Genomic DNA, 22,683 nt, shown 5'->3' with positions numbered 1-22,683 from the left:
ACGGTCTTAGCGGCGAGTACGGAGTGGACCGATGACCCGGAGCGCACCTTAAGGCGGCAGGTGCGCGCCTACAACGATCTTGTCGATAGCTCTTCCGGTACAGTGATGGCCTTCGGCGACAACCATATATTCTTCTACCTGGACCGATTCACCGGGCCCACCATCGCGATGACGGTGCGTGGCACAGGCGAATTCGACGAGGAAGTGTTGTTCGCCACCGTCAGCGGGTCACACCCGGATGAGGTCGCCTCGGTGGCATCGCAGATCTGGGAGGGGCTGACCGGGACACCGATGGCGCAGGATGTCCTCGCCCAGCTGCAGGACAGCGGCGTGCTTGACGACGACCCCCTGCCGGGCCGCGAGCGCCCACTGCGCCCCATGCCACAGGTACAAACGCTGTAGCGCACAAAAGGAACAGAGGAAAGAAACAGGATGTCCAAGCTTTTTCGCTACACCATGATCATCGCCGTACTGGTCGGCGTGCCCGTCCTGCTTCTCGATGTGGTCGTCAACCTGCTGCTTGCGCCCAGTGCGACCGCAGCCAGCTTGGCGATCGCTGCCGTGCTTACTGTCGTGGTGCTGCTGGTACTGCGCAAGACTCCGATCTGGCCGCGGTGGTCGTCGTCAAGCATCGGCTGGATCCTGTGCGCCCTGCTGTGGGGTGCCGGTGTGTCGTTGCTCATCGTGATTGCGTCGGGGCTGCCGGCGATGGATCTTGCGCTGGCGCTGCGCTGGGAACAATCGGTGGCCTCCTTCGGCGGTGCCTGGCCGGAGGAGCCCGCAAAGGCGCTGGGTGTGCTGTTTATTCTCATGTCCTTCCCGCGCTTCTACCGCCCCTGGCACGGTTTCATGGTGGGGATGGTCGTGGGCCTCGGTTTCGACATGATGGAAAACATGCTCTACGGCACCATGGGTGGGATGATGCACGCCTCATCCGACATGGCCGGCATGCTGGACACGTGGGGCCTGCGCCTCGTGTTTGGCCCGCTGTTGCATACGGGCCTGACGGGGCTGGCCGGCTGGGGGATCGGGCTCGCCCTATTCGTGGCGGGCAAACCGCTGAGCTGGCGCATCCGCGTCGTCGCGCTCTACTTCGGCGCCGCGTTCCTCTTCCACTTCGCGTGGAACTACTCCTGGGAAGAGGAGTGGATGCATTATGTGCAGTTCGCGATCGTCGCCATCGCCCTGTATGGCCTGTGGGCCTACGTGTGGGTGTGGTCCGTCCGCGCGGCGCGTGCCGACGATACCTACGTGCACACCCCTCAAGCGTTGACATCGGTGCGCCAGCTGGAACCACAACCAGCTGACACACCGATATCCGACTAGCCCTAGCCGATATCGCGGATCTTCATATCCGACGGGTGCCACAGCCCGGAGCGGGTGATCTCCTCATGGTCGATCGTCGCAAGCTTCGGTGCTTCGCCCTGCGAGTTGGTGCGCAGGTGGTACTTCGACACGGAACCCCAGTCGCGCTGCCAGTCATCGCGCAGGTAGCCCGGCACCTCGTAGGAGTAGTTCACGGCCTCCGCGGTGCCCAGGGAGCCGCCGCCGAGGAAGTCCATGAACCCGGACAGGGCGGCCTTGCCCGGCGCGTCGGGGGAGACGCGGTATTCGGGGATCTCGGTCACGCCGGCGTAGTGGTTGAACGTGCGCTGGCACGGGAACTGCAGGGCAGTGGACCAGTCGATCAGCCCCGGGGTGTCTGGGGAGATGAGGTCATTCATCGATTCCAGTTCGGGCACGCGCGGTGGGGTGACGGCGAGCCAGTCATCAGGCGACAGGGAGGTGTCGCTTGCGACGATGCGCACTACCTCTGCCTCCTCGGGCAGGTCCTCCAGCGGGTAGCGCAGGTTGCGCCAGGACTGGGTGGGGCCTGCATCCAACATTTCGATTTCGCCAAGGACCTTGTAGGTTCCATCGTCGTTACGCGAACCGTACTCGACGACGAGTTCCTCGCCGTCCTGGGCGACACCGTTGATGTCATGGTGGGCAATCTTGCCCGCGACAGAAATCACCAGCAGTGGGGTGTTCTCGGCGGCTTCGGGCAGTTCGAACCAGCTGGTCTCTAGCTCAGCGGTGTTGCGTGGCTCTTCCTCCCAGGACCCGACGACGGGGATGCGTGTGTAGTCCAAGTTGAACGGCAGGTTCACAGTGGAGTCGTTGACGCCGGTGTCTTCGCTCTCGCGCTTACCTTGGGTACCACCTGTGGAGGTGGACTGTTCAGCCACCGCTTCCTGGGTGGTGTTTTCCGCATTATTGGTGGTGTCCGAGGTGCTGTCGCTGATGTCGGCGGCATCGGACCCAGAACCGGACCCAGATCCAGTCCCGGTATCGGTGGTGGTGCGTGATTCGGTGTTCGCGTTCCCAGATGTGGTCTGGGAAGCATCACCGATCGCGCCGACGGAGGCCGAACTCATGTTGTCCGGCTCGATAAAGGCGGGGACACCATCGGGGGCGAAGCCACGGATCTCTCCGGATTCCAGCGAACGGCCCAGCGGCACCCCGTCGACGGGGGTGAGGAAGGCATCGTTGGTGTTGGTCTCTAGCATGGCGTCGCTGGCCAGGCCACACTTGTCGCCGGCGAAGGTGCGGACGTTGCCCATGCCCACGGAATATGAAGGTGCTTGGTCGATGAAGGACTTCGTAAACGACAGCATCGAAAACGCCACCATCAGGATGGACACCACCGCGATCGGGGCGGTCATGACGCTGCGGAATTTTCCACCGGCGGCGAGCTGGGCAGCTTCGAACTCCTCGAGAGTGCCGGCCTCAGCGGCCTTGTCACGCTGGTAGGAGTGCTTGAAGGACTGCCAGATGCCGATGCCCAGCACGATCAGTGAGAGGAGCAGCATTACGTTGGCGGCCTCGACGCCCTTGAACTGCACCGGGCGGTCCCACCACGGGATGTTGAAGGAGGAGATGTACCACCACGCGTTCCACCCGGCCAGGGTGATGGCCATGATGAACCCGACGGCCGCTAGCGACAGGGTGCGGGCGCGCACCGACTTTATTGCGATCTGGGAGAGCACCACCGCACCCAGCGCGGCCACGGCGCCGGCAATGGATGCGTAGATGCCGAAGTGGTGCGTCCACTTCGTCGGGGTGAACATGAAGAAGAACATGGACAGCGCCACGATCAACAGCATGCGCAGTGTGGGGCCCTTCGCCGCGCCGGGCACACCGCCGTGGCGGGAGAAGGACCACACCACCAGCAGGAGGCAGGCCAGCATCGTGAACATTGCGAAACGGCGCGTCATTGAGCCGTCGACCGAGTGCTGGAACAAAGTGGAATAGCGTACCCACTCGGCGTACCACTCCAGCGAGGGACCTACTTCGCCGCGCACGCGAGTGGACTCGAGCACGGCAGCCAACGTCTGGTCCGCGAACACCGGTACCAGCACGGCGGTGCCCGCAGCCAGGAACGGGGCGATATATGCAAGCCACGGCGCGATCACGGTGCGTGTGCGCATAATGCGGAAGAGCTGCGGCAGCGAGACCAAGAACACACCTACCGCCATCAGACCGGTCGGGCCGACAGTCAACGTAAAGGCCGCAGTGACTGTGCCCAGGGCAGCGGGGAAGAGGCGGTTGGTGGCGATGGCACGCTCAAAGAGCGCCCAGGTGACGATCACGCCGAGAGCCACCATCGGCTCTGGGCGGGTGCCGTTGTTGTACGGCAGCCAGAACGCGAGGAACACAAACGCGGCGGTCCAGTGCGCCATGCGTCGGTTCGCAACAACATCCCCCAGCCGCGGCAGAATCTCTCGCGAGAGCAGCAGCCAGATCAGGATCCCGGCGATCAAGGTAGGCAGGCGCATCCACACTGAGGCGGTGGACACGGTGGCCAGCAGCGAAAGCAGGTCATAAAACGGTGAGCCAAAGGGAGCCTCGGGCACGCCGTACCAGCGGTAATAGTTGGCCATATAGCCGGACTCGTTGGCCACGCGCGCCATCGTCAAAATGAAACCATCGTCGGAGGTGTTCGCGCCGAAGATGTGCCAGAAGCCCAGCACGAATAGCACAATGCCATCCAACGGCTTGAACGTGCGCCACCGCGACCCGAACACTGGCAGGTGACGACGATCGGCCTGATCCATGCGCCACAGGCAGGCCAAGCTCACGATAGTCAGCAGAATGCCGCCGACCATAGCCAGGAACTTCAGCGTGGTGGGCGTGGAAGTAAACCGCGAGTTGATCTCCATATCAACGTTCAGCCCGGCATCGATTAGTGCCTCAGCACCGCCGGCGGCATTCTCGTCGATCTCGGAGTAGATGCCGGTGACCTGCGGGCGCAGGTCTTCCTCAGTCTCCTCCTTGTGGTTGGTGCCCGGGATGGCCACAGTCACCCCGTCTTCCGTCGCCGAAATATTCACGACGGCATCGTCGTCAAGAGCTTCGAACTCCTCCGGCAAGAGCTCAAACACAACCTTGTTCAGGGAGCTGATGGACACCGCGCCTTCGCCCGTGATGGAGACGAACAGGCCACGATCATAGGCCTCTTGCGAATCGTCCGGGAGCGTGCCGACGACTGTCGATTGCCCATCGCGTACCGCATCGAACGCGGCGACCGGCACCGTCAGGTCCAAAGACTCCGGTGCCATCGAAATCAGTGGCGCGTTGACGGACTCCACGCTTCCATCCTGGGGCCAGTTCAGCGACGACTGCGTCTGCTGCACCGGTAAGAACGGGGTGAGTATGAACAGGAGGAAGGCCAGCAGGCCCGTCACGATAGCGGTGTTTTTCAGGCCGCTGGAGGCGGCCTGGGGTGTAGCTACAGAATTCAATTTTCTCGATCCTGACTTGGCTTTCAGTGGTTACTGCGTACGGACTGCCACGACGAAGGGGCCGACCTGGCTGGTCTCCCACTTTGGGCTGTCGAACACCGCAGGGTTAAAGAACAATCCCTCATAGCGTACATTCGGCTGACTAGGGAAGATATCTTCAGCAATGTGTGTCTTCCAGGGATCAACATCAACACTGGTGGAATTCGTGGAACCGCGGAAGACGAATGCCTGAGGTGCCTCCCACGGGGTGGACTCCAGCTCCTCGATGAAGGCGTCTGGGTCGTCGGCAAGATCGTAGGATGCCGTGGCCCAGTTGCGCAGCGCGTCGTTGCGCTCGTCGAATTGCCCTAAGGGGTTCGCATAGTGGCTGGTGAACGCGTTAAACCCGTGGTAGGGGTAGTAGGACATGAAGTTGATCTCATCGGTGTAGATGACGGTTTCGCTTGGCACGTGGCCTGCGGCCTGGATCGTCTCGTCCACGTCCTTGTAATAGCGGCCCGCATCCGGCGCGTAGCGGTCTGCCCGCTCGCCGTTTCCGTCGGTGTCCTGGTACGCCTGATCAATGTGTGACTCATTTTCGCCCGGAATGTTCTGTACATAGTACAGGCCACTCAGTGCGATAATGACGACGAAAGCGATAGTGATCCGGCGGTTCGTCTCAGCACTGAACTGGGCGGGGTAGAGGTACTCGATACCCACCAGGCGGATGTCCGCTAGAGCCAGAACGCCAGCTGTGGCCAGCGTGAGCACGATGAGCGTTTCGACGCGGAATCCCAACAACGTGGTTCCCGCCAGTGTGGCCACCATCGAGGCCAACACCCACAGGTAGAACACGATCAGGCCCAAGCCGAGCATGCGCACGTCTGGGTCGACGAAGCGCAGGATCAGGTAGATCAGCCCAAGCAGGCACAACAAGCCCACCACACTGAGCGCTAAAAAGGGGACAGGGAACGCGGTGCCTTCCTCCGGCAGGAAGTGAGGCGCGGTGGACTCGCCCATCGGCGCGCCAGACAGCACCTCTGCGAGGTAAGGGCCCCAAGCCACAAGGGCGATCGCGATGGAGCCAAACCCGATGACCGCGGTGCGGATCACAGGCCCCCACGAGTGCGTGAAAAACACCGCCATGATGAGGCCCAGGATGACCACGGCCAGCGCCGCAACACCGGTGTACAAGGTGTAGAAGCAGGCCGACACACCCAGGAACAGCATCACGCCAATGGTGGCGGGCCAGGACCCCGTCATCGCGTGGCGCAGCACAATGAGCATCGCGGGGACAAACAGTGCCACGACTGCGGCGTAGGGTTCGTCGGGGGCCATCACCAGCACAATCGTGGTGGTGACCAAAGCCACCGCCGTTGCCACCGGCAGGGAGCCGAGAATCTTGCGCCATACCGGGCCAAGAGCCGCCGCGGCCATTGCGATGGAGACTAGTGCCCAGGGCTGGTAGACCTCCCAACCCGGCAGGTTCAGGATGTTGGCCAGCCTGCCACCCAACCAGAACCAGCCGATGGGGTAGTAGGTGGGCATGTCGATATAGTTCATGTCCTGGTTAGCGGCAGTTTCCGTCATCCGAGTCAAGAACTGGGTGCGGAAACCTTGGTCCACCTGGATGCCATCCAAGTAGAGCTTGGTTGCCGACAGGGGAATGCCCAGGCTGGTGATCACCAGCCCGGCTGGGGCGAGGTAGCACACCGCCTCACTCAGGATCTCTTTCCACTTTGGCCGTGCGGGGCCTGCCTCCCCATTGGCGTCCTTGGCCTTATTGATATCGCGCAGCCAGGCCAATACGACCAGCACCACAGCGACAATCAGGATGATGGTGGCCGCTGAGCTGATCGCGCGGGTGACGTTCGACGTCGAGAAAGCAGGTAGAGACGTTGCGCGCAGCACGAACCACGCCAGTAACGACAACACCCCACCGAGGGCCGCGTACACCAGCACGGAGACATATGTCCTTGTGCTGGAGACTGCGTCCGGGGCGTACCCGGTAGTCACCATCGGTGGGGTGCCCCCGCCGTCGACCGTTACCGCGTGCGACGAAGCGTGCAACGCGGAACTGTCCTCAGCGGGCTGCCCGTGATTCTGGTTGGGCTCAGTGGGTGAAACGGTCATGAGTGACAGTGTCCCACATACGACCTAATTAGAGGTTCAGCTTGCGCATGATTGAGGCAGGAATGTGCTGTAAAACAAGTGAGACAGGCCCGAAAGCCTTGTGCACGAACAAGGTGGAGTCCTTATTCAGCACTGCCTTCACGGTTTCCTCCGCCACGTCTTCCACATCCACGGTGAGAGGAGCTTCCTTTTCCATGTCCGCGGTCATCTTCGTGCGCACCTGGCCAGGACGTACGACGAGCACGTTCACGCCGTCGTTACGTAGCGCTTCGCCCAGCTGGGTGTAGAAGCCGTCCAAGCCTGCCTTGGAGGCGCCGTAGACGAAGTTGGAGCGGCGCACGCGCATGCCCGCCACAGAGCTCATCGCGACGATGGTGCCGTGGCCCTGCGCCTTGAACTTCTGGCCCAACAGCACACCCACAGACACGGGTGCTGTGTAGTTCAGCTGCGCCGAATCCACGGCCGCCTGCTGGTCCTGCCACAGCTGCTCCTGGTCGCCCAGGGAGCCGAAGGCAACGATGGCGACATCGATGTCACCACGGGAGAATGCCTCATCGATCACAGCCGGGTGGGTGTCAAAAGCGGTGGCGTCGAAGTCGATGATGTGGACGTCGCCTGCACCGGCGGCTGTGACTTGGTCACGGGCGTCGTCGATACGCGGGGAGTCCTTGCGGGCAGCCAGCGTGACGGTGGGGTTTCCACCGCGGGAGACGAACTCCTTCACGATGCCCAGGCCGATCTCGGAGGTACCGCCCAAAAGAAGGATGTGTTGTGCTTGGCCTACTGCGTTCAGCATGTGTAATTCCTTTCTAGCTCAGCTCGAGGCGGCGGGACATGTCGGATGCGAACACGCCGTTCGGGTCGATGGCGTTGCGGGTCTTCAACCAACCCTCCATGCCTGGGTACATAGCGTGGAACATCTCAGGGGTGGTGCGGGATTCCTTCGCCAGGTACAGGCGGCCACCGAACTCAAGGATCTGCTGGTCCAGGCGGTCGAGGAACTCGTTGAGGCCCGGGCGGATCGGGAAGTCCACGCAAATATTCCAGCCCTTCATCGGGTAGGACAGTGGTGCGCGGTTGCCTTCACCAAAGAGCTTGAACACGTTCAGCGCGGTGTAGTGGCCGGAGGCCTGGATCTGGTAAATGATGCTCTTGCACTCTTCCACCGCATGTGGCGGAACGACGAACTGGTACTGCAGGAAGCCTGCAGGGCCGTAGCCGCGGTTCCACTCACCGATCATGTCCAGTGGCTGGTAGAACTGCGTCAGGTTCTTGATGTCATTCTGGCTCGGTGCGCCCATGGCGTAGTACAGCTCGCCGATGGTGTTCAAGGTGAGCTTGTTCATGGTCCACGACGGGAAGATGTCCGGCACCGTCATCAGCTTCGGTGCGCTGAACTTCAGCGGATCCTTCGCCAGTTTCGGTGCGAACTCCTCCAGCTGCTCCAGGGTGGCCAGGGAACCACGCGAGATGGTGGCGCGCCCGGTCTTTGGCGGTGGGTTGATGGCATCGAACCAGGCCGACGAGTAGGAGTAGTTTTCCTCGGAGCCGTTGGAGTGCTCCTCGATCGTCTCGTCGAGAGTCTTGGTGCGCACGGTGTCCGAGAGGAAGTAGGCCGTCTCGGTCTTCGTCATCTGGATCTTGGCGCGCATGATGATGCCGGTCAGACCCATGCCGCCCACGGTGGCCCAGAACAGTTCGCCGTCTGGGTCATCGGTGGAGCCCTCAGGTTTGAGCTCGAGGATGCGGCCGTCCGCCACCAGCAGGTCCATGGAGACAACATGGTCGCCGAAGGAACCGTCCGAGTGGTGGTTCTTGCCGTGGATATCGGGGCCGATCGCGCCGCCGATGGTCACCTGGCGGGTACCCGGCAGGACCGGGACCCACAGGCCATAGGGGATAGCGGCGCGCATCAACTGGTCCAAGGTCACGCCACCGTCAACATCGACGATGCCGGACTCTGGGTCGATCGAGTGAATCTGGTTCAGCGGCTGCATGTCGATGACCAGGCCACCGGCGTTTTGTGCCGGGTCGCCGTAGGAACGGCCCATGCCGCGAGCAATAACGCCGCGGCGCGCGTTCGAAGGCAGGGATTCATTCTGCTCGGCCACCATTTGGACGGCCTTGATGATGGTTTCTGGGTCAGAAGTCGCCAGCACATGAGCTGTCGTCGGGGCTGTGCGACCCCAACCGTGGAGGGACTTTTCGGTAGTGTGTAATTCCATCTTTTCCATTCTTCTTACAGAAGGCGTACGGATTTGCAGCCGAAATTTTCGGCGCAATGCATCCCTTAGCTTACAAGTGTGATCTAACTAAAGTAGTAAAGAAACCTGTGAAATAGATCCTATTAATAACAGTTTAGGGATGAACCTATAAATCCATCATCTCTCTAATTTCGGCCGGCAACTCCTCCTGAGAGGTGATCGTCGGCAAGCCTTGTTCCTTGTGCTCAGCCAAAACCTCGTACACGCGGCTGCGCGAATGCGAATCCAACAGCGGCAACTCCTGGGCCATCAACCGCGTCATAAAATCATCCAACGGGACCTGGACAAACTGCGTGGCCACGTGCGTCGCGTCAGGGTCATCGCCTTTGTAGTGCTTTCTCATGCCCCCAGACTACTGCCCAGTTACGATTGACAACTATGGAACACGAGCTTATCGACGACACCGTTGACGAACCCATCGATTACAACGCACTCGACAACACCACCGGCGGCCGCGCCCTCCAAGCCGGATTCATCGGCGCGCTCGTCGCGGTGCCGGACTTCGTCCACGGCGCCACCGCCCGATGGGTCGCCCGCGGCACCACCGCCGCAGTCAACCTCGCCGCCATCGCAGCGTTCAACGCTTTCGACGAGGACCCCCGCAATGACCTCACCGCAGTGCTAGCGCGCGAGGATCGTGACGACGACACCGGCGCCCCTGTCGCATCAGTCTCCACCACCTGGGGTGTGATCCTCATCCTGCTGCTGGTCGGCGCCGTGGCCCTGGTTGGCGGCGCACGCGCGGAGCAAGCCCTGGGCGCATGGCTGGGCCGCAAGGGCGTCGACAAGCCACACAGTGTGCTGGGGATCGCCACCGCGGTACTCGCCTTCACCGCAATGGAAGCGCAGGCCCGCAAGTGAACGACTCTTTAGTGCTGGCAATCGTCGATAAGAGTGAAGACTGCACCGTGATCTGGCGCGTGGAAACCACGCCAGGCTTCGCAGCACTGTCGGGGGCGTGGGACACGAACGACGCGGAACAGGTCGCGCTCCTGACCACCGACGCGCACGTGATCGACGCCGCCGCCGAGGACCCGTTGGGACAGGTGCGCAAGAACATGAAGGAAGCCGGCGCGCCCAGCGTCCCCACCGGCGAGAAACAGCTAGCTTTCACCGGCGAGCCCCAAGCGCGCCGGGCATGGGAAGTGGCGGTGCAGGCCGCTGAGCTGGTGGAATACTGGAACGCAGCGGCGGTCCAGCGCAAGGTGAAAGGTGACGTAGACTACGCGCCCTTGCCGGTGGATGCCGCTGCAGCGACTGCCACTTCTTAAAAATCGCTACGCTTGGGGCCATGTCCCATATGTCCCCGCTTCACCTCAAGCTGGGTGGAAACAGCGACCGCATCGTCAACAATGTGATTGACCTTGCGGCACGTCGCGTTGCGCGAGGCAGCGGGCCCCACACGCTGCTGGTGCGCGCAGAGATCATCACGAATGGGGAGCACGTCATCCGCCACATCGGCGTGGACGAATCCACCACATTGGACTGCATGCGCCGCGTCCTCGCAGCGGCTTTCAACCTGCCGAAGGAGCCTGCGCCCGCCCGCTTTACGCTGGGGCGTGACGACGACCGCCCCCTCGAATCCAGCATGCCCCTCGGTTCGCTGCTGCTGCGCCCCGGCGACCACCTGCATTTTCACTACGGCCTGCTCCATTTCACTGTCTACTTGGGTGATCGCTGGCCCCGCGATGAAGCCACACCGCGCCGGCTGTGCGTCGGCGGGATAGGCGAGCTCCCCGGCTGCGGCTTTGACTTGGCGGGCATCAACGCAGCGCTTGTCGATGAGCGCGTGGTCGATTCCGTACTGGAATCCACGCGGCCCGACGTGCGTGATCTGATTGAACGCGCCAGAATCTTCGATTTCATCCCCTTGTTGCAGGCCATGGACCTCGACCGCCACGTCGAGCTAGACACGCCCATCGAGTCCGCCTTGGAGTCTCTGCCACAGGAGGCCGACCCAATTGAGGTGGACGCCTTCTGGTCCACCGTGCTGGGTCTGTCGTGCTTGGCTGCCGATGAGCTCACCGACACTGTCATCGAGGAAACGATGGACGCACTGGGCTGGACCACCGATAGTGGAGCTGGGATCACCGCAGCTGACGCGAAGCAATTGTGCACCCGCTCCCTGGAGACCTTGTCGTCGATAGGCGCCTACGGCGCTACCGCCGTCGCCCCTGTGGATCGGCTGGACCTTTTCCGTGGACTGCTGCGTAACTCGCAGCCCTAGGCGCGCCCTTGACCCGCGCACCTGCTAGTGCCTACTAGGATTTACCCACATGCCAACTGTGCCTCCAGCGCCCCAGGAACAACCTTCTTCTGACTCTGGCCCCGAGCCGGGCCCCAAGGAGAAGCGTTTCGACGACTCTTCCGCCATCGTCCAGCTGGTCCGTTTCACCACGGTGGGCATCTTCACGGCACTCATCGACTTATCGCTGACGCAGCTGTTCACCTTCGTGGTGGGCTGGGACCGACAGATCGCCAAAGCCATCGGCTGGACCTTCGGCACCATCGCTGCCTACCTGCTGAACTCGCGCTTCACCTTCAAATCGGCGGTCAGCGCCAAGAAGGCGACGGCCGTGTTCATCCTCTACGCCTCCACCTTCGCCATCCAGCAGTTCGTGTACTGGGTGACCAACGCCCCGCTCATCGCCTTGGGCTTCGAAGATCCGTGGAAGGATGTGATCTCCTTCGTGCTCGCGCAGGGTGTTGCTACCATCACAAACTTCGTTCTCCAGCGGGTGCTGATCTTTAAGAAGGACTAGGCTGGGCCGCTATGGCGGACCCGATCTCAACAGCATGGGCGGCGCTTCGGGCAGCAAACCTGCACAAATCCGATGCGCTGCACGCCCAAGCAGCGCGCTTCGGCTTAAGCGGGCTGATCTCTGCCAGCATTGATGTGGGCCTGACCTGGCTACTCCAAGTCGGTCTTGGGGTACTTGGCCAGGGCTACGCACGTTCCGTTGGGTATATTGCCGGCACTCTCGTCGCTTACATACTCAACCGGCGCTTCACTTTTCGGGAGAAGTTCTCCGCGCGCCGCTTCGTGGCCGTGGTAGCGCTCTATTTTGTTAGCTGGCTGCTAAACGTGGAGATTTACCAGAGCCTGTTCGGCTGGCTGCATGAGAACACCGTGCTCACCCAAACACCGGTGCTACTCATCGCTTATGCCGTGGCCCAATCGATCACCACAGCGATCAATTTTGTGGTGCAGCGCTCCATCATCTTCCGGCCCCGCGGTGGGGCGAAGACGATTTCCTCGTCGTAAAGCGCGCTCCTAGGGCCGGCGGAAGTCCTCATTCGCGCCCATCCGCAGCAGCTTCAGCCACTGGACAAACTCTTTCGGGTTCTTTCTTTCGAGCAGGAAGAACCAGCCGAAACGCACCAGTTCCTGCAACTGCATCTTCTTCATCCCGCGCTGGCCGATGATGTAGCCGCGGTTGCGGTAGGTGAAAAACCGCTTCGTCTCATTATCCGGGTACTGGGCGTGCGCCTTACCGTTCATGATGGGGTGGAACTCAGCCGACCCGTCCGGGTGGACATACGCCGTGGTCAGGGCGGTGCCGTACTTCAGCCCAGACTGGGAGAGCCGGCGATGGTATTCGACCTCGTCGCCGCGGATGAACAGGCGATAGTCGGGCACCCCGATCCGCTCCATCGCCGCCGCAGCAATCAGCGCACCGTTAAAGAGGGACGCGTATTGGGGCAGGAAGTCCCCGTCGAGCTCCTCGCGGCGGCGCTTCCACGTCAGGCCCTGGCGCAGGGGGAACGCCAATTTTTCTGGGTCCTCGATATTGGCCACCACGGGCGAGACTTGGTGTAGACCCTCGCGCTTGGCCACGCGGTACAGCTCTTCGAGGACGCCTTCGTCGGCAGGCATCCCATCGTCGTCGGCACACCAGATTGCGTCCGCGCCCAAAGCCAGCGCGTGGAGGAACCCGTAGGCGAAACCGCCCGCGCCGCCCAGGTTCGTCTGCGACGGCAGGTAGACCGCGCGCTCACCTGCAAGCGTGACGACGAGGTCCTCTACTTCTTGCTCGCAGCCGTTGTCCACCACGATCACCCATTGGACGGGGTGGGTCTGGTTGACCACCTGTTCCAGGGAATTGCGGAGCAGCTCCACCCGCTTGTGGGTGACGATGACTGCTGCGGTGGTGCCAGCGGGATTCAAGATTGGGGTGTCGGCCATAGCGTTTATTGTGCCACTGTCTGAGAAGGAAAGCGTGAGCGGTCCCGCCAGTGTCTAATCCCCTCTTCGGGGGATTTTATTCATCTGCAGCTCAGGTGTGTTAACTTAGACCATGACGCTAGAGGAAAGCGTGATCTCCGCTGAATATTCTTTTCTGGTGTGGATATTCAGCGGATGTGGAACCGGCTACTTCTCACTGGTTGCCCCGCGACTTTCTTGGCGCCCCTTGCATCAGGAACACGGTCCTGATTTGCATGGACACCCCCGCTCTGACGTGGTACGGCACTGTCGGAGTCGGGGGTTCTATTTGTTTTAGAGTTGGCGTTTAAGAGCCTTAAGCCAAACTACTGAACCTCAACTGTTGGAACTGGGGGCTTTTTGCGCCGTGAGGCCGCCACACGCCCCTGTTCCAACATTTCAGTTCCAGCAGTATGCGGAGGGCAGCGGCCAGCTAGGGCCTAATCCTCACCCCCGCCGTGGAAACGCTCCACCATGCTACGCACGTGCTCTCCAGCTTCGGGGCCTTCGTAGGCTTCGACGACTTCGTCGACAAGCCCCGCCTCACGAATCTCCCCATGATCAATCCACAGGGCCGTGGTGCACAGCTGGGCCAGGAAGTCGTTGGAGTGCGAGGCAAATACGAGGATGCCGGAGCGCTCGACCATTTCGGCAAGGCGCACGCGGGCCTTGGCCATGAATGCGGCATCGACGGCACCGATGCCCTCGTCGAGAAGCAAAATCTCGGGCTCGATTGAGGTCACCACACCGAGCGCCAAGCGCACGCGCATGCCGGTGGAGTAGGTGCGCAGGGGCATGGCGAGGTAGTCGCCGAGCTCAGAGAATTCGGCGATCTCGTCCATCTTTTTCTTCATCTGCCTGCGCGTCTGCCCGAGGAATAGGCCGCGGATGATGATGTTTTCGTAGCCGGAGATCTCCGGGTCCATGCCCACGCCAAGGTCGAAGACGGGGGCGACGCGGCCGCGCACATCAGCCACACCGCGGGTGGGTTCGTAGATGCCGGACAGTAGGCGCAAGAGGGTGGACTTGCCGGCGCCGTTGTGGCCGACGAGGCCCACGCGGTCGCCCTCGCGCAGGTGGAGGTTGATGTCGCGCAGTGCCTCGACGACGACGGTGTTGGCGTCATTCTTGCCGATGGCGCCGCCTGCCGACGACAGCATGGCCTTCTTCAGGGAGCGTGATTTTGCGTCGAAGATTGGGAAGTCGACGCAGGCGTTGTAGGTATCGATTGAAACCATAATGTGTCCTTTATGCCCAGTTATACCCAGTAGCTCACGCGGAACCGCCATTGGCGCATGGCCAGCAACGTGATGGCGATACCCACGACGGTGCAACCGATGACGATCCACCAGTGGTAGGCGTCGACGTGCTGGCCCAGCATGGGGGCGCGAACAATTTCGAGGTAGTGGAACAGCGGGTTGATCTCCACGATCTTGGCCTGGTCTGCCACCTCGCCGCCGCGGACCTCCAACGTGTGGGTGGTCCAGACGATGGGGGTGACGTAAAAGGCAAGCTGGACGAGGGCCTCCAGCAGTGGCCCGACATCACGAAACCGGGTAGCCACCATGCCGAAGAACATGGTCACCCACACCCCGTTGAGCACGATCAGCAGCAGCGCCGGCACAGCCAGGAGCACTTCCCAGGTCAGGGGAATGCCCAGCAGCGGCACCATGATCACCCAAATGATCAGGTTGTGGAAGAAGAAGAGCAGTTGGCGCCACACCAGCCGGTAGACATGCACCGAGAGCGCCGAGGGCAGCTGTTTGATCAGGCCTTCGTTGTCGATGAAGACGCTGGAGCCTTCTTTGATGCAGCCGGAGATGAATCCCCACACGATGAAACCAACGGTGACGTGCGGTAGGAACTGCCGCCAGTCGATTTGGAAAAGCAGCGCGTACAGCAGGCCGAGGGCGACTGCCATGACGCCGGTGGCGATGGTGATCCACAGGGGGCCGAGGGTGGAGCGGCGGTAGCGCTGACGGATGTCTTGCCAACCTAGTTCCAGCCAGAGCTCGTATTGGCCCCAACCCTTGGTGAGGTCTTTGATGGCTGCGCCAAAGGTCTTTGACCTCGACGGAGGCGTGTTGTCGTGGGCATCCGAAGTCATTCGGGCCACGTCGTGACGCAATTCTGTTTTATCAAGCACGTTTATCACACTAGCCGGGATGATCAGGGTTCTGGGAGAAGGGCGTGGAAGAACCAGCCCGCTTCTTTCTCAAAGCAGGCGGTAGTTTCGTCGCGAGAGCCGCGCTGTTCACCGGTGCAGGCCCGTTCGCTGTCGTGAGGGCCTACTTCTTCCCAGACGAAGCCTTCAGGTGCTGGACTGGTTGGGGCGGGGGCTGGCGTTGCACCGGGCAGCGGGCCGGGCGTGTCGACGGTCGTGTCGGCGTGAACGTACTTTGTGATGGTTTCGGTTTCGGTGACGGTGTTATCCAGTGTCGTCGTCGGGCCCGGTTCGGTTTCGGTAATAGTGACCGAGGGATTGATGCTTGCCGACGACACCTCGGGCTGGTCAGTGGCGCAGCCCCCAAGGACGAGGGCAAGCCCAATCGACGTGATACCTGAGATTCCTGAGAGTATGATAAGTTTAGACCTTGTTTCCATCATCCAACCTCCGGACGTGTGCCTGAATGTAGACGCGAGTATAGTGTAGCTATCGCGCTACTTACCAGCGGGTATCGATCTTCGGGTTAAATTGGCTCCGCGTGCCATCGTGCTGCCAAGTCCCGTCGCGTTCACAGTGAGAAACCTGAGAGGGTAACCAGTGTGTGATCGTCCGTAGGAAGTGGTTGAATAGCTAAGGAAGGCTCACTCGTTGCCATGGTGCTAACGGGTGGCCAGAGTGAAGAAGAAAGGAAGTGCTAATGGCGTACGACGTGTTTCGCGTTCGCGGACTCTACACTTCTCTTTCCGACGGCTGGACCTACCTCAACGCGCATGACTGCCCTCAGATACCCGAGCGGGTCTCGGCGGCGGTTGCGCGCTCCTTCAGGATGTCGCCTCAGGTCACAGCGCTGGATTCGCCGGTGGGCTCGCACTCGCGAAGCAATGCCGGCCGCCCGGAAGGTCACGCGTTCATCGCGGATGCACGCCATGCCATCGCGGACCTTGTGGGATCCACCGCCGAGTGCGTAGTGCTGGGTCCGAATCTGCCTGCTCTTTATGCTTCCTTGGCTGCGGCGATGCGACCGATGTTTAGATATCACTCCTCCGTAGTCCTGAGCTCGGTGGAGAACCCGGCCCACCTTGTGCCTTTGAAGAGCGTCGATGCGGAAACGCGTTGGGCGCAGCCAGACTTGGGTTCGGGTGTGCTTCCCGCTTATCAGTTTACGGAGCTTGTCGACGGGGCAACCCGCCTTGTCTCCATCCCTGCCGCCGATGGTCTGCTGGGCACGGTGATGGATGTCGCTACCATCTCGGACAACGTGCGTGATCGTTCCCGCGCCTGGGTGCTTGTCGACGCCACCAGCTACGCTCCCTACCGGCTCATCGACATTGATGAGTGGGGGGCAGACATCGTCGCTGTTGATATTGGTGCCCTCGGCGGCCCGCAGATTGCTGCGTTAGTCTTCCGCGACGAGGCGATGTTCCGTCGCCTAGATACCGTCTCCCCGGTGGGCTCCACGGACGGCGCCAACAAGCTTTCCTTGGACGTCGCCCCCGGTCTCGCCGGCGGGGTCTCACCCCTGGTGGAACACCTTGCTGACTTAGTCCCTCCTGCTCAGAAAGGGCGGAATAGTCGTCGGAGGCGACTGGAAACGTCGATGTCAGACCTGACGTCCTACGTTGACTTCCTGGCACTGGAACTTTACGCGGGGATGCGTGCCCTGTCTGCCGTCCACATTGTTGGTGTCACGGGTGAGGCCGCGGCGGACGCGCCGGAGGAGCGGTTGCCACGGCTGTCATTCCTCGTCAAGGGAGTCCCGGCGGAGACGGTGTATTACCGATTGCTGGACAACGGCGTGGTCACAACGGTTACCCCGTCGACCACACTGCTTACGGACATGGGTGTTGAGGACATCGGAGGCTCCGTCACCATCTCGCTCAGCCCGTTCAACACCACGGCGGACGTGTTTCATTTGATCCGCGTCGTCGCCTCCCTGGCCTAGTCGCCAGCAACCTCCAGCACCAGCTTGCCGGTAATCTTGCCGGAATCCAGTAGCTCGTGGGCCTGTGCGGCGTCGGCAAGCGGGAGCGTGCGGTCGATCGTCGTACGGATCTTACCCTGCTCAATCAACGGCCACACGTGCTCTACCGTGGACGCACAGATCTCCGATTTCTGCTCCACCGGGCGTGCGCGCAGCGTCGTCGCATGCACCGACTGGCGCCGCGGCATCATGCGCGCCACAGGCAGCGTCCCCTTCGGCCCACCCTGCACCGCAATCACCACGAGCGTGCCATCCATCGCCAGGCTGCGCACATTGTCTTCCAGATAAGGCCCACCGATGATGTCCAAGATGACATCGCAGGAGCCCTTGAGCTTATCGACGAAAGACTCTTCCTTGTAGTTAATCAGGATGTCCGCGCCCAACTCGCGGGCGTGATCGAGCTTCTCCTGGGAACCCGCCGTCGTGGCTACTTCTGCGCCCATGGCCTTGCACATCTGAATGGCAAAGGAGCCGATACCGCCGCCACCGCCGTGGATCAAGACGCGGTCACCCTCCTTTAGGCCCGCGAGCATGCCAACGTTGGACCACACCGTCGTGGCCACTTCCACGATGGAGGCAGTGTCGGTGAGGCTGAACCCTTGCGGCACTGGCACTAGCTGGCCCTCTGGCACCGCAACGTATTCGGCATAGCCACCGCCGGCCAGCAGACAGCCGACTTCTTCGCCCACCTCGCGACCGGTGTCACCAGCATCGACGATGGTGCCCGCGCACTCCAAACCAATGATGTCCGACTCGCCCTTTGGCGGTGGGTAGTTGCCTTGAGCCTGGACGAGGTCTGCGCGGTTCACGCCCGCGGCCGCGACCTTCACCAGTACCTCACCTGGCTTGAGGGCGGGCATGTCTACGTCTGCTAGCTCTAAAGCGCGGGGATCATCAATATCCGTCTGTGTAATTGCCTTCATGGTTCCACTCTTGTTTTCACTCATGGGGACCAGATTAGCGATTATGTGTGGGCCGTAGGCTAGAATCTTTCACGCACCGATTTTCGGATGCCGATGGAGACGTGGCAGAGCGGCCGAATGCACTGGTCTTGAAAACCAGCGAGGGTCACACCTCCAGGGGTTCAAATCCCCTCGTCTCCGCCAACGATAGAACCCCAGCTCAGATGAGCTGGGGTTCTGGTTTTCTGCTTTCGCGGCCGGGTCCGCGCTGCCCGGGCAAACTGTCGAAGCGGAACTGTTGGAACTGGGCAGTTTTGGTGGCTCTGGGCCCCTCACGGCCCCTGTACCAACATTCCAGTTCCAGCAGTATGCGCTAGAGATAGAACTACAGGCGCTGGCGCGAAAGGAAGTTCCATGCCTCCTGGGAAGCGTCCGGAACACGGTTCCACGTGTGGTCCTGAGGGTTGGTGATCAGCTGCAGTTCCTCGCGGGAGCACTGGTACACGTGGCGGTGGCCGCCAGGGATCGCGTCGATACGTGGAGGCCAAGCGCAGCCGTTGCGGCGGATGTAGCTAGCCATCAGCGAATCAACACCGATGTAGTGGTGGCCGTTGTGACGGTAGCCGCCCTCGAACTTCATCATGGTGTCGCCCCTGCCGTGCATGATCAGGAAGGGGATCGGTGCATCAGAGCAGCCCTGGTTGACAGGGTCGTAGTATGCGCCGCCGATAGAGGCAGCACCAGCGAAGACGTGAGGGAGACGGCACGCGACTGTCGCCGTCATGCCGCCGCCGTTGGAGTGGCCGATGGCGTAGATACGGGAGCGGTCGACGTTATATGTGCGTGCGACTTCCTCGATGATCTGCTGGACGAACGCGATATCCTCGCCGCGGTTGACCACCGCGTATGGGGCACCCTCCCAGCCCCGGTTGATGGATTCTGGGTAGATCCGGATCGCCTCATGCGCTGCGCCCGTCTAGTGCATGCGGGAGTAGTTGCGGAAGTTTTCTGGGGAGTCGCGCCAGCCATCAAAACCGAACAGGATTGGTGCAGGACGCGCCGGATTGTAGTTGGTGGGCACGTTGATCAGGTAACGACGGTTACGCCCACCGGACCAGGTGAAAACTTCACCCCCGGCACCGTTGCCGATCCGGGGCGCTGGCTTCGCATCATTCGGCGCGATCTGCGGGGGCAGTGCCGGTGGCGCGATGCCGAGCTGGGAGCTCAGCTCCGAGCTCGAAGGTACACCAGGGATGTCGATGTCTGGGACCTGCGGCATCGGCGGTAGCTGTGGCATCGGAGGAAGTTCCGGCAGCTCTACCTGGGATGACAAGTCTTTCGGGTCCGGAAGGGGAGGCAGCGCGGGCTGGGCCTGTGCAGTCAATGGACTTAAGGCCACAGCAGCGGTGGCCACCATGGTAATTGCAGCAGAAATGAAACGCAAGTGGCTGATGTTAACACAGTGCCTGGAATTTAGCTTGGTTAAAGCTGTGCATCCTCCGATTTCACTGCCAAATCCATGAGTAGTTTAGCGCAACTGCAGGGTGGCATAGTACATGTTCGAGCGGCTCGGGCCATCGGCGGCAATGCCGAACTTCGTCACATTGGCCTGCAGCATGTTTGCATTGTGGCCGGGAGAGTTGCGCCACATCTCGAAAAACTGCTGCGCACTTGGGGTGGAGTAGGACGCGGCGACGTTTTCAAAGACGTTGTCGTTGGCGTGGTACAAGTGGTCGGCCTGGCGCAGCGCGGCACTGTGTCGCGCGGCCTGACTCTGCAGGGTGGAGTCAACGCGGACCGGGTTCAGGCCGTTCTGGGCGCGATAGTTATTCAACGTTGCGGCAAATTCGTCCACAAATTCGTCCCCGGTAGCAGGGGAAGGGGCGGGAGCGGGCTGGTTGGGCTCCGGGGCAACTGGTGCTGGTTGCGTAGGTGCGGGTGGATTATCGCCAGTAGGAAGTGGGATGAGGTGTCCGATAGGCAGGCCCGCGAGGGTGACAACCATCGTCACGATTAGGGCAATGAGAGACTGTACAAATTGTATGAGGGAGTCCTTCAGAATTTAGTAGGGTGGGCAAAAGGAGCAATTTGTATAGTATTCTTACTCGCACCTAAGCGCAACGTTAATTGCCAATGAGAATAAACTAAGAATGCAGCATTTCTAATGTAGCGGCAAGCGTGCAGACCCCCACGCGACGAAGCGCCCTTCCAGCGCATCCGTGAGTTTGCTTAGCCCTGCTTCTTCTGCCACGCGTCAATGCCGCCACGCAGGCTGACCGCCCCAGAAACGCCACGTCGCTGCAGCGCATCCACCGCCTTCGCGGAACGCACGCCACCCGCGCACTGGACCACAACAGGAGGTCGCTCGTCCTCCGGGGCTTCTAGGACCTCGGGGGTCACGCCACCCAGGATCTCACCCAGTGGCACGTTGATCGCGCCCGGAATATGGAACAGGCTGAACTCCTCGGGTTCGCGCACGTCGATCACCACGGCGCCAGCCGGGATCTCATCAACCTCAGCTACCTCGGGCACATCAGATACCTGGTGCGGGGGCTCGTCGTTAAGCACGCGCTCGGTGACGGCGGGGTCGGCGGCGATCGGGATATACTCCCAGCGCCCGGCTAGCGAATCGTAGTAGCCAAGCGTGCCGACGAGCGGCTCGCCCACACCGATGAGCAGCTTCAACGTTTCCATTGCCATCGCCGAACCGGTCACACCGACGACGGGGCCAAGCACGCCGGACTGCGCGCACGAAGGCACCACGCCCGGCGCGGGCGGGGTAGGGAAGAGGTCCTCGTAGACCGGTCCGTGGCCCGCCCAGAACACGGAGAGCTGAGACTCGTAGCCCAAGATCGAGGCCCACACGTGTGGGATACCCAGGCGTGCGGCGGCGTGTGAGGCGATGTGGCGGGTATCGAAATTGTCGGCGCCGTCCATGATCACGTCCACGCCCGCGAAGACGTCCGCGGCGTTGGACCAGGTCAGGCGGTCATTGATCGCGATCAGTTCGATATCGGGATTCAGTGCGCGCACCGATTCCGCGGCGGAGTTCACTTTGGGGGTGCCGATCCGGTCTGTCGTGTGAATCACCTGTCGGTGCAGGTTGGACAGGTCGACCACGTCATCGTCGATAAGCGTAATCTTGCCGACGCCCGCGCCCGCCAGGTAGAGCAAAGCAGGGGAGCCTAGGCCGCCGGCACCGATGACGGCTACGTGGGCGTCGGCAAGTTTGTCCTGGGCATCGAGTCCGGTCAGGGTGATCTGGCGGCGGTAGCGTCCGGTGTCGAATTTAGCCATCCAAGCCCACCCACTGTGTGCCGCCTTCGAGCAGTTCCTGCTCCTTCCAGATCGGCACCTCCGCCTTCACGCGGTCGGCGAGCTCGGAGCAGGCCGCGAACGCGTCGGCGCGGTGAGCAGCGGCCGCGAGCACCAAAAACGCGCCCTCGCCGATCGGGATATCGCCGGAGCGGTGCGCCGTCCACACGCGCACATTGGGGTGCTTCTCGACGATCTCCCCAGCCACCCGCGCGATCTCATCGTCGGCTGTGGGGTGGCACGAATAACTCAAGGTGGCAACGCGCTGCCCGCCGTCATGGTCGCGCACCACGCCCTCGAAGGTGACCAGCGCGCCCATCGCCTGGGTCATGGTCTGTTCGCGGGCGACGGGCATGAGGTCTTCGAGGCGCTGCTCAGTCATGAAAGCGTCGATGACCTTGCCGGTTTGTGCGGCGACATAAGCGGGATCTTTAGTGGCCATAGGGTCCTTCCAACGTGTCATTGATGTGTTCCAGTAATGGTTCCAACACCGTGCAGCCGTCTTTTACTCCACCACGGGAACCAGGTAGCGTCATCACGAAGGTATGCCCGGTAACGCCGGCGACCGCCCGCGAGATCACAGCCGTGGGCACCTTCTTCATCCCCTCCGCCCAAAAGGCGTGCACGATGCCGGGCAGTTGGCGCTCCAGGTAGGGCGTGACGTGCTCGACGGTGCGATCATCCGGGGTGACCCCCGTCCCGCCCGAAGTCAGGATCACGTGAGGCAAGTCCTCGCGGGAGAAGACCTCATCGATCGTCTCCTTCAGATCCTCATCAGCAACCACTAGCGCGTCCGGCGTCTCATAGCCCAGCCCGCGCAGAAACTCCACGGCAATGGGCCCAGACTTGTCCTCGTAGACGCCTTGGGCCGCGCGTGTCGACGACACAATCACCAAACCAGTACGCATTTCCAGCTCCTTAAAATGGGTAGACCATCACGCGGCCATCGCGCGC

Annotated in this window: 24 protein-coding genes and 1 tRNA gene; 9 read left to right on the top strand and 16 right to left on the bottom strand. The window is 61.7% G+C overall.

The features are described 5' to 3' along the window. Both ACHFGA_RS05770 and ACHFGA_RS05765 read left to right on the top strand, forming a co-directional pair. Positions 1-402 (top strand): hypothetical protein (locus tag ACHFGA_RS05770; RefSeq protein WP_394281458.1); only part of this gene is annotated, 402 nt, incomplete at its 5' end. A 30-nt stretch (positions 403-432) separates the two neighbouring features. Beyond that, positions 433-1,326: a PrsW family intramembrane metalloprotease gene (locus tag ACHFGA_RS05765; RefSeq protein ID WP_394281457.1), complete on the top strand. Its 894-nt coding sequence runs from the start codon at positions 433-435 to the stop codon at positions 1,324-1,326. Between the two features lie 2 nt (positions 1,327-1,328). Here ACHFGA_RS05765 and ACHFGA_RS05760 read toward each other — a convergent pair whose 3' ends face one another. The 5 genes from ACHFGA_RS05760 to ACHFGA_RS05740 form a co-directional block, all read right to left on the bottom strand. Continuing rightward, positions 1,329-4,784 (bottom strand): arabinosyltransferase domain-containing protein, encoded by a 3,456-nt coding sequence (locus ACHFGA_RS05760; RefSeq protein ID WP_394281456.1) that lies wholly within the window; start codon positions 4,782-4,784, stop codon positions 1,329-1,331. A 30-nt stretch (positions 4,785-4,814) separates the two neighbouring features. After that, positions 4,815-6,896 (bottom strand): galactan 5-O-arabinofuranosyltransferase, encoded by a 2,082-nt coding sequence (locus ACHFGA_RS05755; RefSeq protein WP_394281455.1) that lies wholly within the window; start codon positions 6,894-6,896, stop codon positions 4,815-4,817. Positions 6,897-6,924: 28 nt separating this feature from the next. Next, positions 6,925-7,692 carry a decaprenylphospho-beta-D-erythro-pentofuranosid-2-ulose 2-reductase gene (locus ACHFGA_RS05750; protein WP_394281454.1) on the bottom strand — a complete coding sequence of 256 codons (768 nt, stop codon included), beginning with the start codon at positions 7,690-7,692 and terminating at the stop codon, positions 6,925-6,927. A 13-nt stretch (positions 7,693-7,705) separates the two neighbouring features. Further along, positions 7,706-9,121, bottom strand: coding sequence for an FAD-binding oxidoreductase (locus tag ACHFGA_RS05745; protein ID WP_026254469.1), 1,416 nt, complete (start codon positions 9,119-9,121; stop codon positions 7,706-7,708). A 145-nt stretch (positions 9,122-9,266) separates the two neighbouring features. After that, entirely contained in the window at positions 9,267-9,503 is a 237-nt protein-coding gene (locus ACHFGA_RS05740) for a hypothetical protein (protein ID WP_018582495.1), read from the bottom strand. A 35-nt stretch (positions 9,504-9,538) separates the two neighbouring features. On the opposite strand from ACHFGA_RS05740, the gene ACHFGA_RS05735 reads away from it, so the two are divergent. From ACHFGA_RS05735 to ACHFGA_RS05715, 5 genes are read left to right on the top strand one after another with little or no spacing between them, the layout of a single operon-like run. Then, positions 9,539-10,021 (top strand): hypothetical protein, encoded by a 483-nt coding sequence (locus ACHFGA_RS05735; RefSeq protein WP_394281453.1) that lies wholly within the window; start codon positions 9,539-9,541, stop codon positions 10,019-10,021. Next, entirely contained in the window at positions 10,018-10,431 is a 414-nt protein-coding gene (locus tag ACHFGA_RS05730; protein ID WP_394281452.1) for a hypothetical protein, read from the top strand. The genes ACHFGA_RS05735 and ACHFGA_RS05730 overlap by 4 nt, the downstream gene beginning before the upstream one ends. A 20-nt stretch (positions 10,432-10,451) precedes the next feature. Then, a complete protein-coding gene (locus ACHFGA_RS05725) occupies positions 10,452-11,387 on the top strand; it encodes a hypothetical protein (RefSeq protein ID WP_394281451.1) in 936 nt (311 codons plus the stop codon). A gap of 49 nt (positions 11,388-11,436) precedes the next feature. Next, positions 11,437-11,922: a GtrA family protein gene (locus tag ACHFGA_RS05720; protein WP_394281450.1), complete on the top strand. Its 486-nt coding sequence runs from the start codon at positions 11,437-11,439 to the stop codon at positions 11,920-11,922. Between the two features lie 11 nt (positions 11,923-11,933). Continuing rightward, entirely contained in the window at positions 11,934-12,425 is a 492-nt protein-coding gene (locus tag ACHFGA_RS05715; protein WP_394281449.1) for a GtrA family protein, read from the top strand. A gap of 9 nt (positions 12,426-12,434) precedes the next feature. On the opposite strand, the gene ACHFGA_RS05710 is transcribed toward ACHFGA_RS05715, so the two are convergent. The 4 genes from ACHFGA_RS05710 to ACHFGA_RS05695 form a co-directional block, all read right to left on the bottom strand. Continuing rightward, complete coding sequence (locus tag ACHFGA_RS05710; RefSeq protein WP_018582501.1) at positions 12,435-13,346, bottom strand: glycosyltransferase; 912 nt, start codon at positions 13,344-13,346, stop codon at positions 12,435-12,437. 458 nt (positions 13,347-13,804) lie between these two features. Next, a complete protein-coding gene (locus tag ACHFGA_RS05705; protein ID WP_394281448.1) occupies positions 13,805-14,602 on the bottom strand; it encodes an ABC transporter ATP-binding protein in 798 nt (265 codons plus the stop codon). Between the two features lie 20 nt (positions 14,603-14,622). After that, a complete protein-coding gene (locus tag ACHFGA_RS05700) occupies positions 14,623-15,471 on the bottom strand; it encodes an ABC transporter permease (protein ID WP_394281462.1) in 849 nt (282 codons plus the stop codon). Positions 15,472-15,533: 62 nt separating this feature from the next. Continuing rightward, a complete protein-coding gene (locus tag ACHFGA_RS05695) occupies positions 15,534-15,968 on the bottom strand; it encodes a hypothetical protein (RefSeq protein ID WP_394281447.1) in 435 nt (144 codons plus the stop codon). 260 nt (positions 15,969-16,228) lie between these two features. Here ACHFGA_RS05695 and ACHFGA_RS05690 point away from each other — a divergent pair, with 260 nt between their 5' ends. Then, on the top strand, positions 16,229-17,473 hold the full coding sequence (locus ACHFGA_RS05690) for an aminotransferase class V-fold PLP-dependent enzyme (protein ID WP_394281446.1): 1,245 nt from the start codon (positions 16,229-16,231) through the stop codon (positions 17,471-17,473). On the opposite strand, the gene ACHFGA_RS05685 is transcribed toward ACHFGA_RS05690, so the two are convergent. Continuing rightward, the gene (locus ACHFGA_RS05685) at positions 17,470-18,435 is read right to left on the bottom strand and encodes an NAD(P)H-quinone oxidoreductase (protein WP_394281461.1); all 966 of its coding nucleotides are present in this window, start codon (positions 18,433-18,435) and stop codon (positions 17,470-17,472) included. The two genes, ACHFGA_RS05690 and ACHFGA_RS05685, sit on opposite strands and share 4 nt — an antisense overlap. 95 nt (positions 18,436-18,530) lie before the next feature. On the opposite strand from ACHFGA_RS05685, the gene ACHFGA_RS05680 reads away from it, so the two are divergent. Beyond that, a tRNA-Ser gene (locus tag ACHFGA_RS05680) sits at positions 18,531-18,618 on the top strand. Between the two features lie 181 nt (positions 18,619-18,799). Here the strand turns inward: ACHFGA_RS05680 and ACHFGA_RS05675 are convergent. The 6 genes from ACHFGA_RS05675 to ACHFGA_RS05650 all read right to left on the bottom strand — a co-directional run bounded on the left by ACHFGA_RS05675 (position 18,800) and on the right by ACHFGA_RS05650 (position 22,637). Then, the gene (locus ACHFGA_RS05675) at positions 18,800-19,348 is read right to left on the bottom strand and encodes an alpha/beta hydrolase family esterase (RefSeq protein ID WP_394281460.1); all 549 of its coding nucleotides are present in this window, start codon (positions 19,346-19,348) and stop codon (positions 18,800-18,802) included. Between the two features lie 42 nt (positions 19,349-19,390). Then, on the bottom strand, positions 19,391-19,858 hold the full coding sequence (locus ACHFGA_RS05670) for a hypothetical protein (RefSeq protein ID WP_394281445.1): 468 nt from the start codon (positions 19,856-19,858) through the stop codon (positions 19,391-19,393). An 84-nt stretch (positions 19,859-19,942) separates the two neighbouring features. Then, the gene (locus tag ACHFGA_RS05665) at positions 19,943-20,419 is read right to left on the bottom strand and encodes a CAP domain-containing protein (RefSeq protein WP_394281459.1); all 477 of its coding nucleotides are present in this window, start codon (positions 20,417-20,419) and stop codon (positions 19,943-19,945) included. 224 nt (positions 20,420-20,643) lie between these two features. Continuing rightward, complete coding sequence (locus ACHFGA_RS05660; RefSeq protein ID WP_394281444.1) at positions 20,644-21,711, bottom strand: ThiF family adenylyltransferase; 1,068 nt, start codon at positions 21,709-21,711, stop codon at positions 20,644-20,646. Next, entirely contained in the window at positions 21,704-22,171 is a 468-nt protein-coding gene (locus tag ACHFGA_RS05655) for a molybdenum cofactor biosynthesis protein MoaE (protein ID WP_394281443.1), read from the bottom strand. The genes ACHFGA_RS05660 and ACHFGA_RS05655 overlap by 8 nt, the downstream gene beginning before the upstream one ends. Next, positions 22,161-22,637, bottom strand: coding sequence for a MogA/MoaB family molybdenum cofactor biosynthesis protein (locus ACHFGA_RS05650; RefSeq protein WP_018582511.1), 477 nt, complete (start codon positions 22,635-22,637; stop codon positions 22,161-22,163). The genes ACHFGA_RS05655 and ACHFGA_RS05650 overlap by 11 nt, the downstream gene beginning before the upstream one ends. Positions 22,638-22,683: the final 46 nt, after the last annotated feature.

This window comes from Corynebacterium sp. (genome assembly GCF_043426755.1).
GTDB lineage: Bacteria > Actinomycetota > Actinomycetes > Mycobacteriales > Mycobacteriaceae > Corynebacterium.
The sequence above is the reverse complement of the archived record's forward strand: the minus strand, read 5'-3'. Positions and strand labels throughout refer to the sequence as shown.

What these genes read in the sequence shown, in the direction of transcription:
- ACHFGA_RS05765 (WP_394281457.1), top strand. Translation starts at nt 433, where the DNA reads ATGTCCAAGCTTTTTCGCTACACCATGATCATCGCCGTACTGGTCGGC.
- ACHFGA_RS05755 (WP_394281455.1), bottom strand. Translation starts at nt 6,896, where the DNA reads ATGACCGTTTCACCCACTGAGCCCAACCAGAATCACGGGCAGCCCGCT.
- ACHFGA_RS05750 (WP_394281454.1), bottom strand. Translation starts at nt 7,692, where the DNA reads ATGCTGAACGCAGTAGGCCAAGCACAACACATCCTTCTTTTGGGCGGT.
- ACHFGA_RS05745 (WP_026254469.1), bottom strand. Translation starts at nt 9,121, where the DNA reads ATGGAATTACACACTACCGAAAAGTCCCTCCACGGTTGGGGTCGCACA.
- ACHFGA_RS05740 (WP_018582495.1), bottom strand. Translation starts at nt 9,503, where the DNA reads ATGAGAAAGCACTACAAAGGCGATGACCCTGACGCGACGCACGTGGCC.
- ACHFGA_RS05735 (WP_394281453.1), top strand. Translation starts at nt 9,539, where the DNA reads ATGGAACACGAGCTTATCGACGACACCGTTGACGAACCCATCGATTAC.
- ACHFGA_RS05725 (WP_394281451.1), top strand. Translation starts at nt 10,452, where the DNA reads ATGTCCCATATGTCCCCGCTTCACCTCAAGCTGGGTGGAAACAGCGAC.
- ACHFGA_RS05720 (WP_394281450.1), top strand. Translation starts at nt 11,437, where the DNA reads ATGCCAACTGTGCCTCCAGCGCCCCAGGAACAACCTTCTTCTGACTCT.
- ACHFGA_RS05715 (WP_394281449.1), top strand. Translation starts at nt 11,934, where the DNA reads ATGGCGGACCCGATCTCAACAGCATGGGCGGCGCTTCGGGCAGCAAAC.
- ACHFGA_RS05710 (WP_018582501.1), bottom strand. Translation starts at nt 13,346, where the DNA reads ATGGCCGACACCCCAATCTTGAATCCCGCTGGCACCACCGCAGCAGTC.
- ACHFGA_RS05705 (WP_394281448.1), bottom strand. Translation starts at nt 14,602, where the DNA reads ATGGTTTCAATCGATACCTACAACGCCTGCGTCGACTTCCCAATCTTC.
- ACHFGA_RS05700 (WP_394281462.1), bottom strand. Translation starts at nt 15,471, where the DNA reads ATGACTTCGGATGCCCACGACAACACGCCTCCGTCGAGGTCAAAGACC.
- ACHFGA_RS05695 (WP_394281447.1), bottom strand. Translation starts at nt 15,968, where the DNA reads ATGGAAACAAGGTCTAAACTTATCATACTCTCAGGAATCTCAGGTATC.
- ACHFGA_RS05690 (WP_394281446.1), top strand. Translation starts at nt 16,229, where the DNA reads ATGGCGTACGACGTGTTTCGCGTTCGCGGACTCTACACTTCTCTTTCC.
- ACHFGA_RS05685 (WP_394281461.1), bottom strand. Translation starts at nt 18,435, where the DNA reads ATGAAGGCAATTACACAGACGGATATTGATGATCCCCGCGCTTTAGAG.
- ACHFGA_RS05665 (WP_394281459.1), bottom strand. Translation starts at nt 20,419, where the DNA reads ATGGTTGTCACCCTCGCGGGCCTGCCTATCGGACACCTCATCCCACTT.
- ACHFGA_RS05660 (WP_394281444.1), bottom strand. Translation starts at nt 21,711, where the DNA reads ATGGCTAAATTCGACACCGGACGCTACCGCCGCCAGATCACCCTGACC.
- ACHFGA_RS05655 (WP_394281443.1), bottom strand. Translation starts at nt 22,171, where the DNA reads ATGGCCACTAAAGATCCCGCTTATGTCGCCGCACAAACCGGCAAGGTC.
- ACHFGA_RS05650 (WP_018582511.1), bottom strand. Translation starts at nt 22,637, where the DNA reads ATGCGTACTGGTTTGGTGATTGTGTCGTCGACACGCGCGGCCCAAGGC.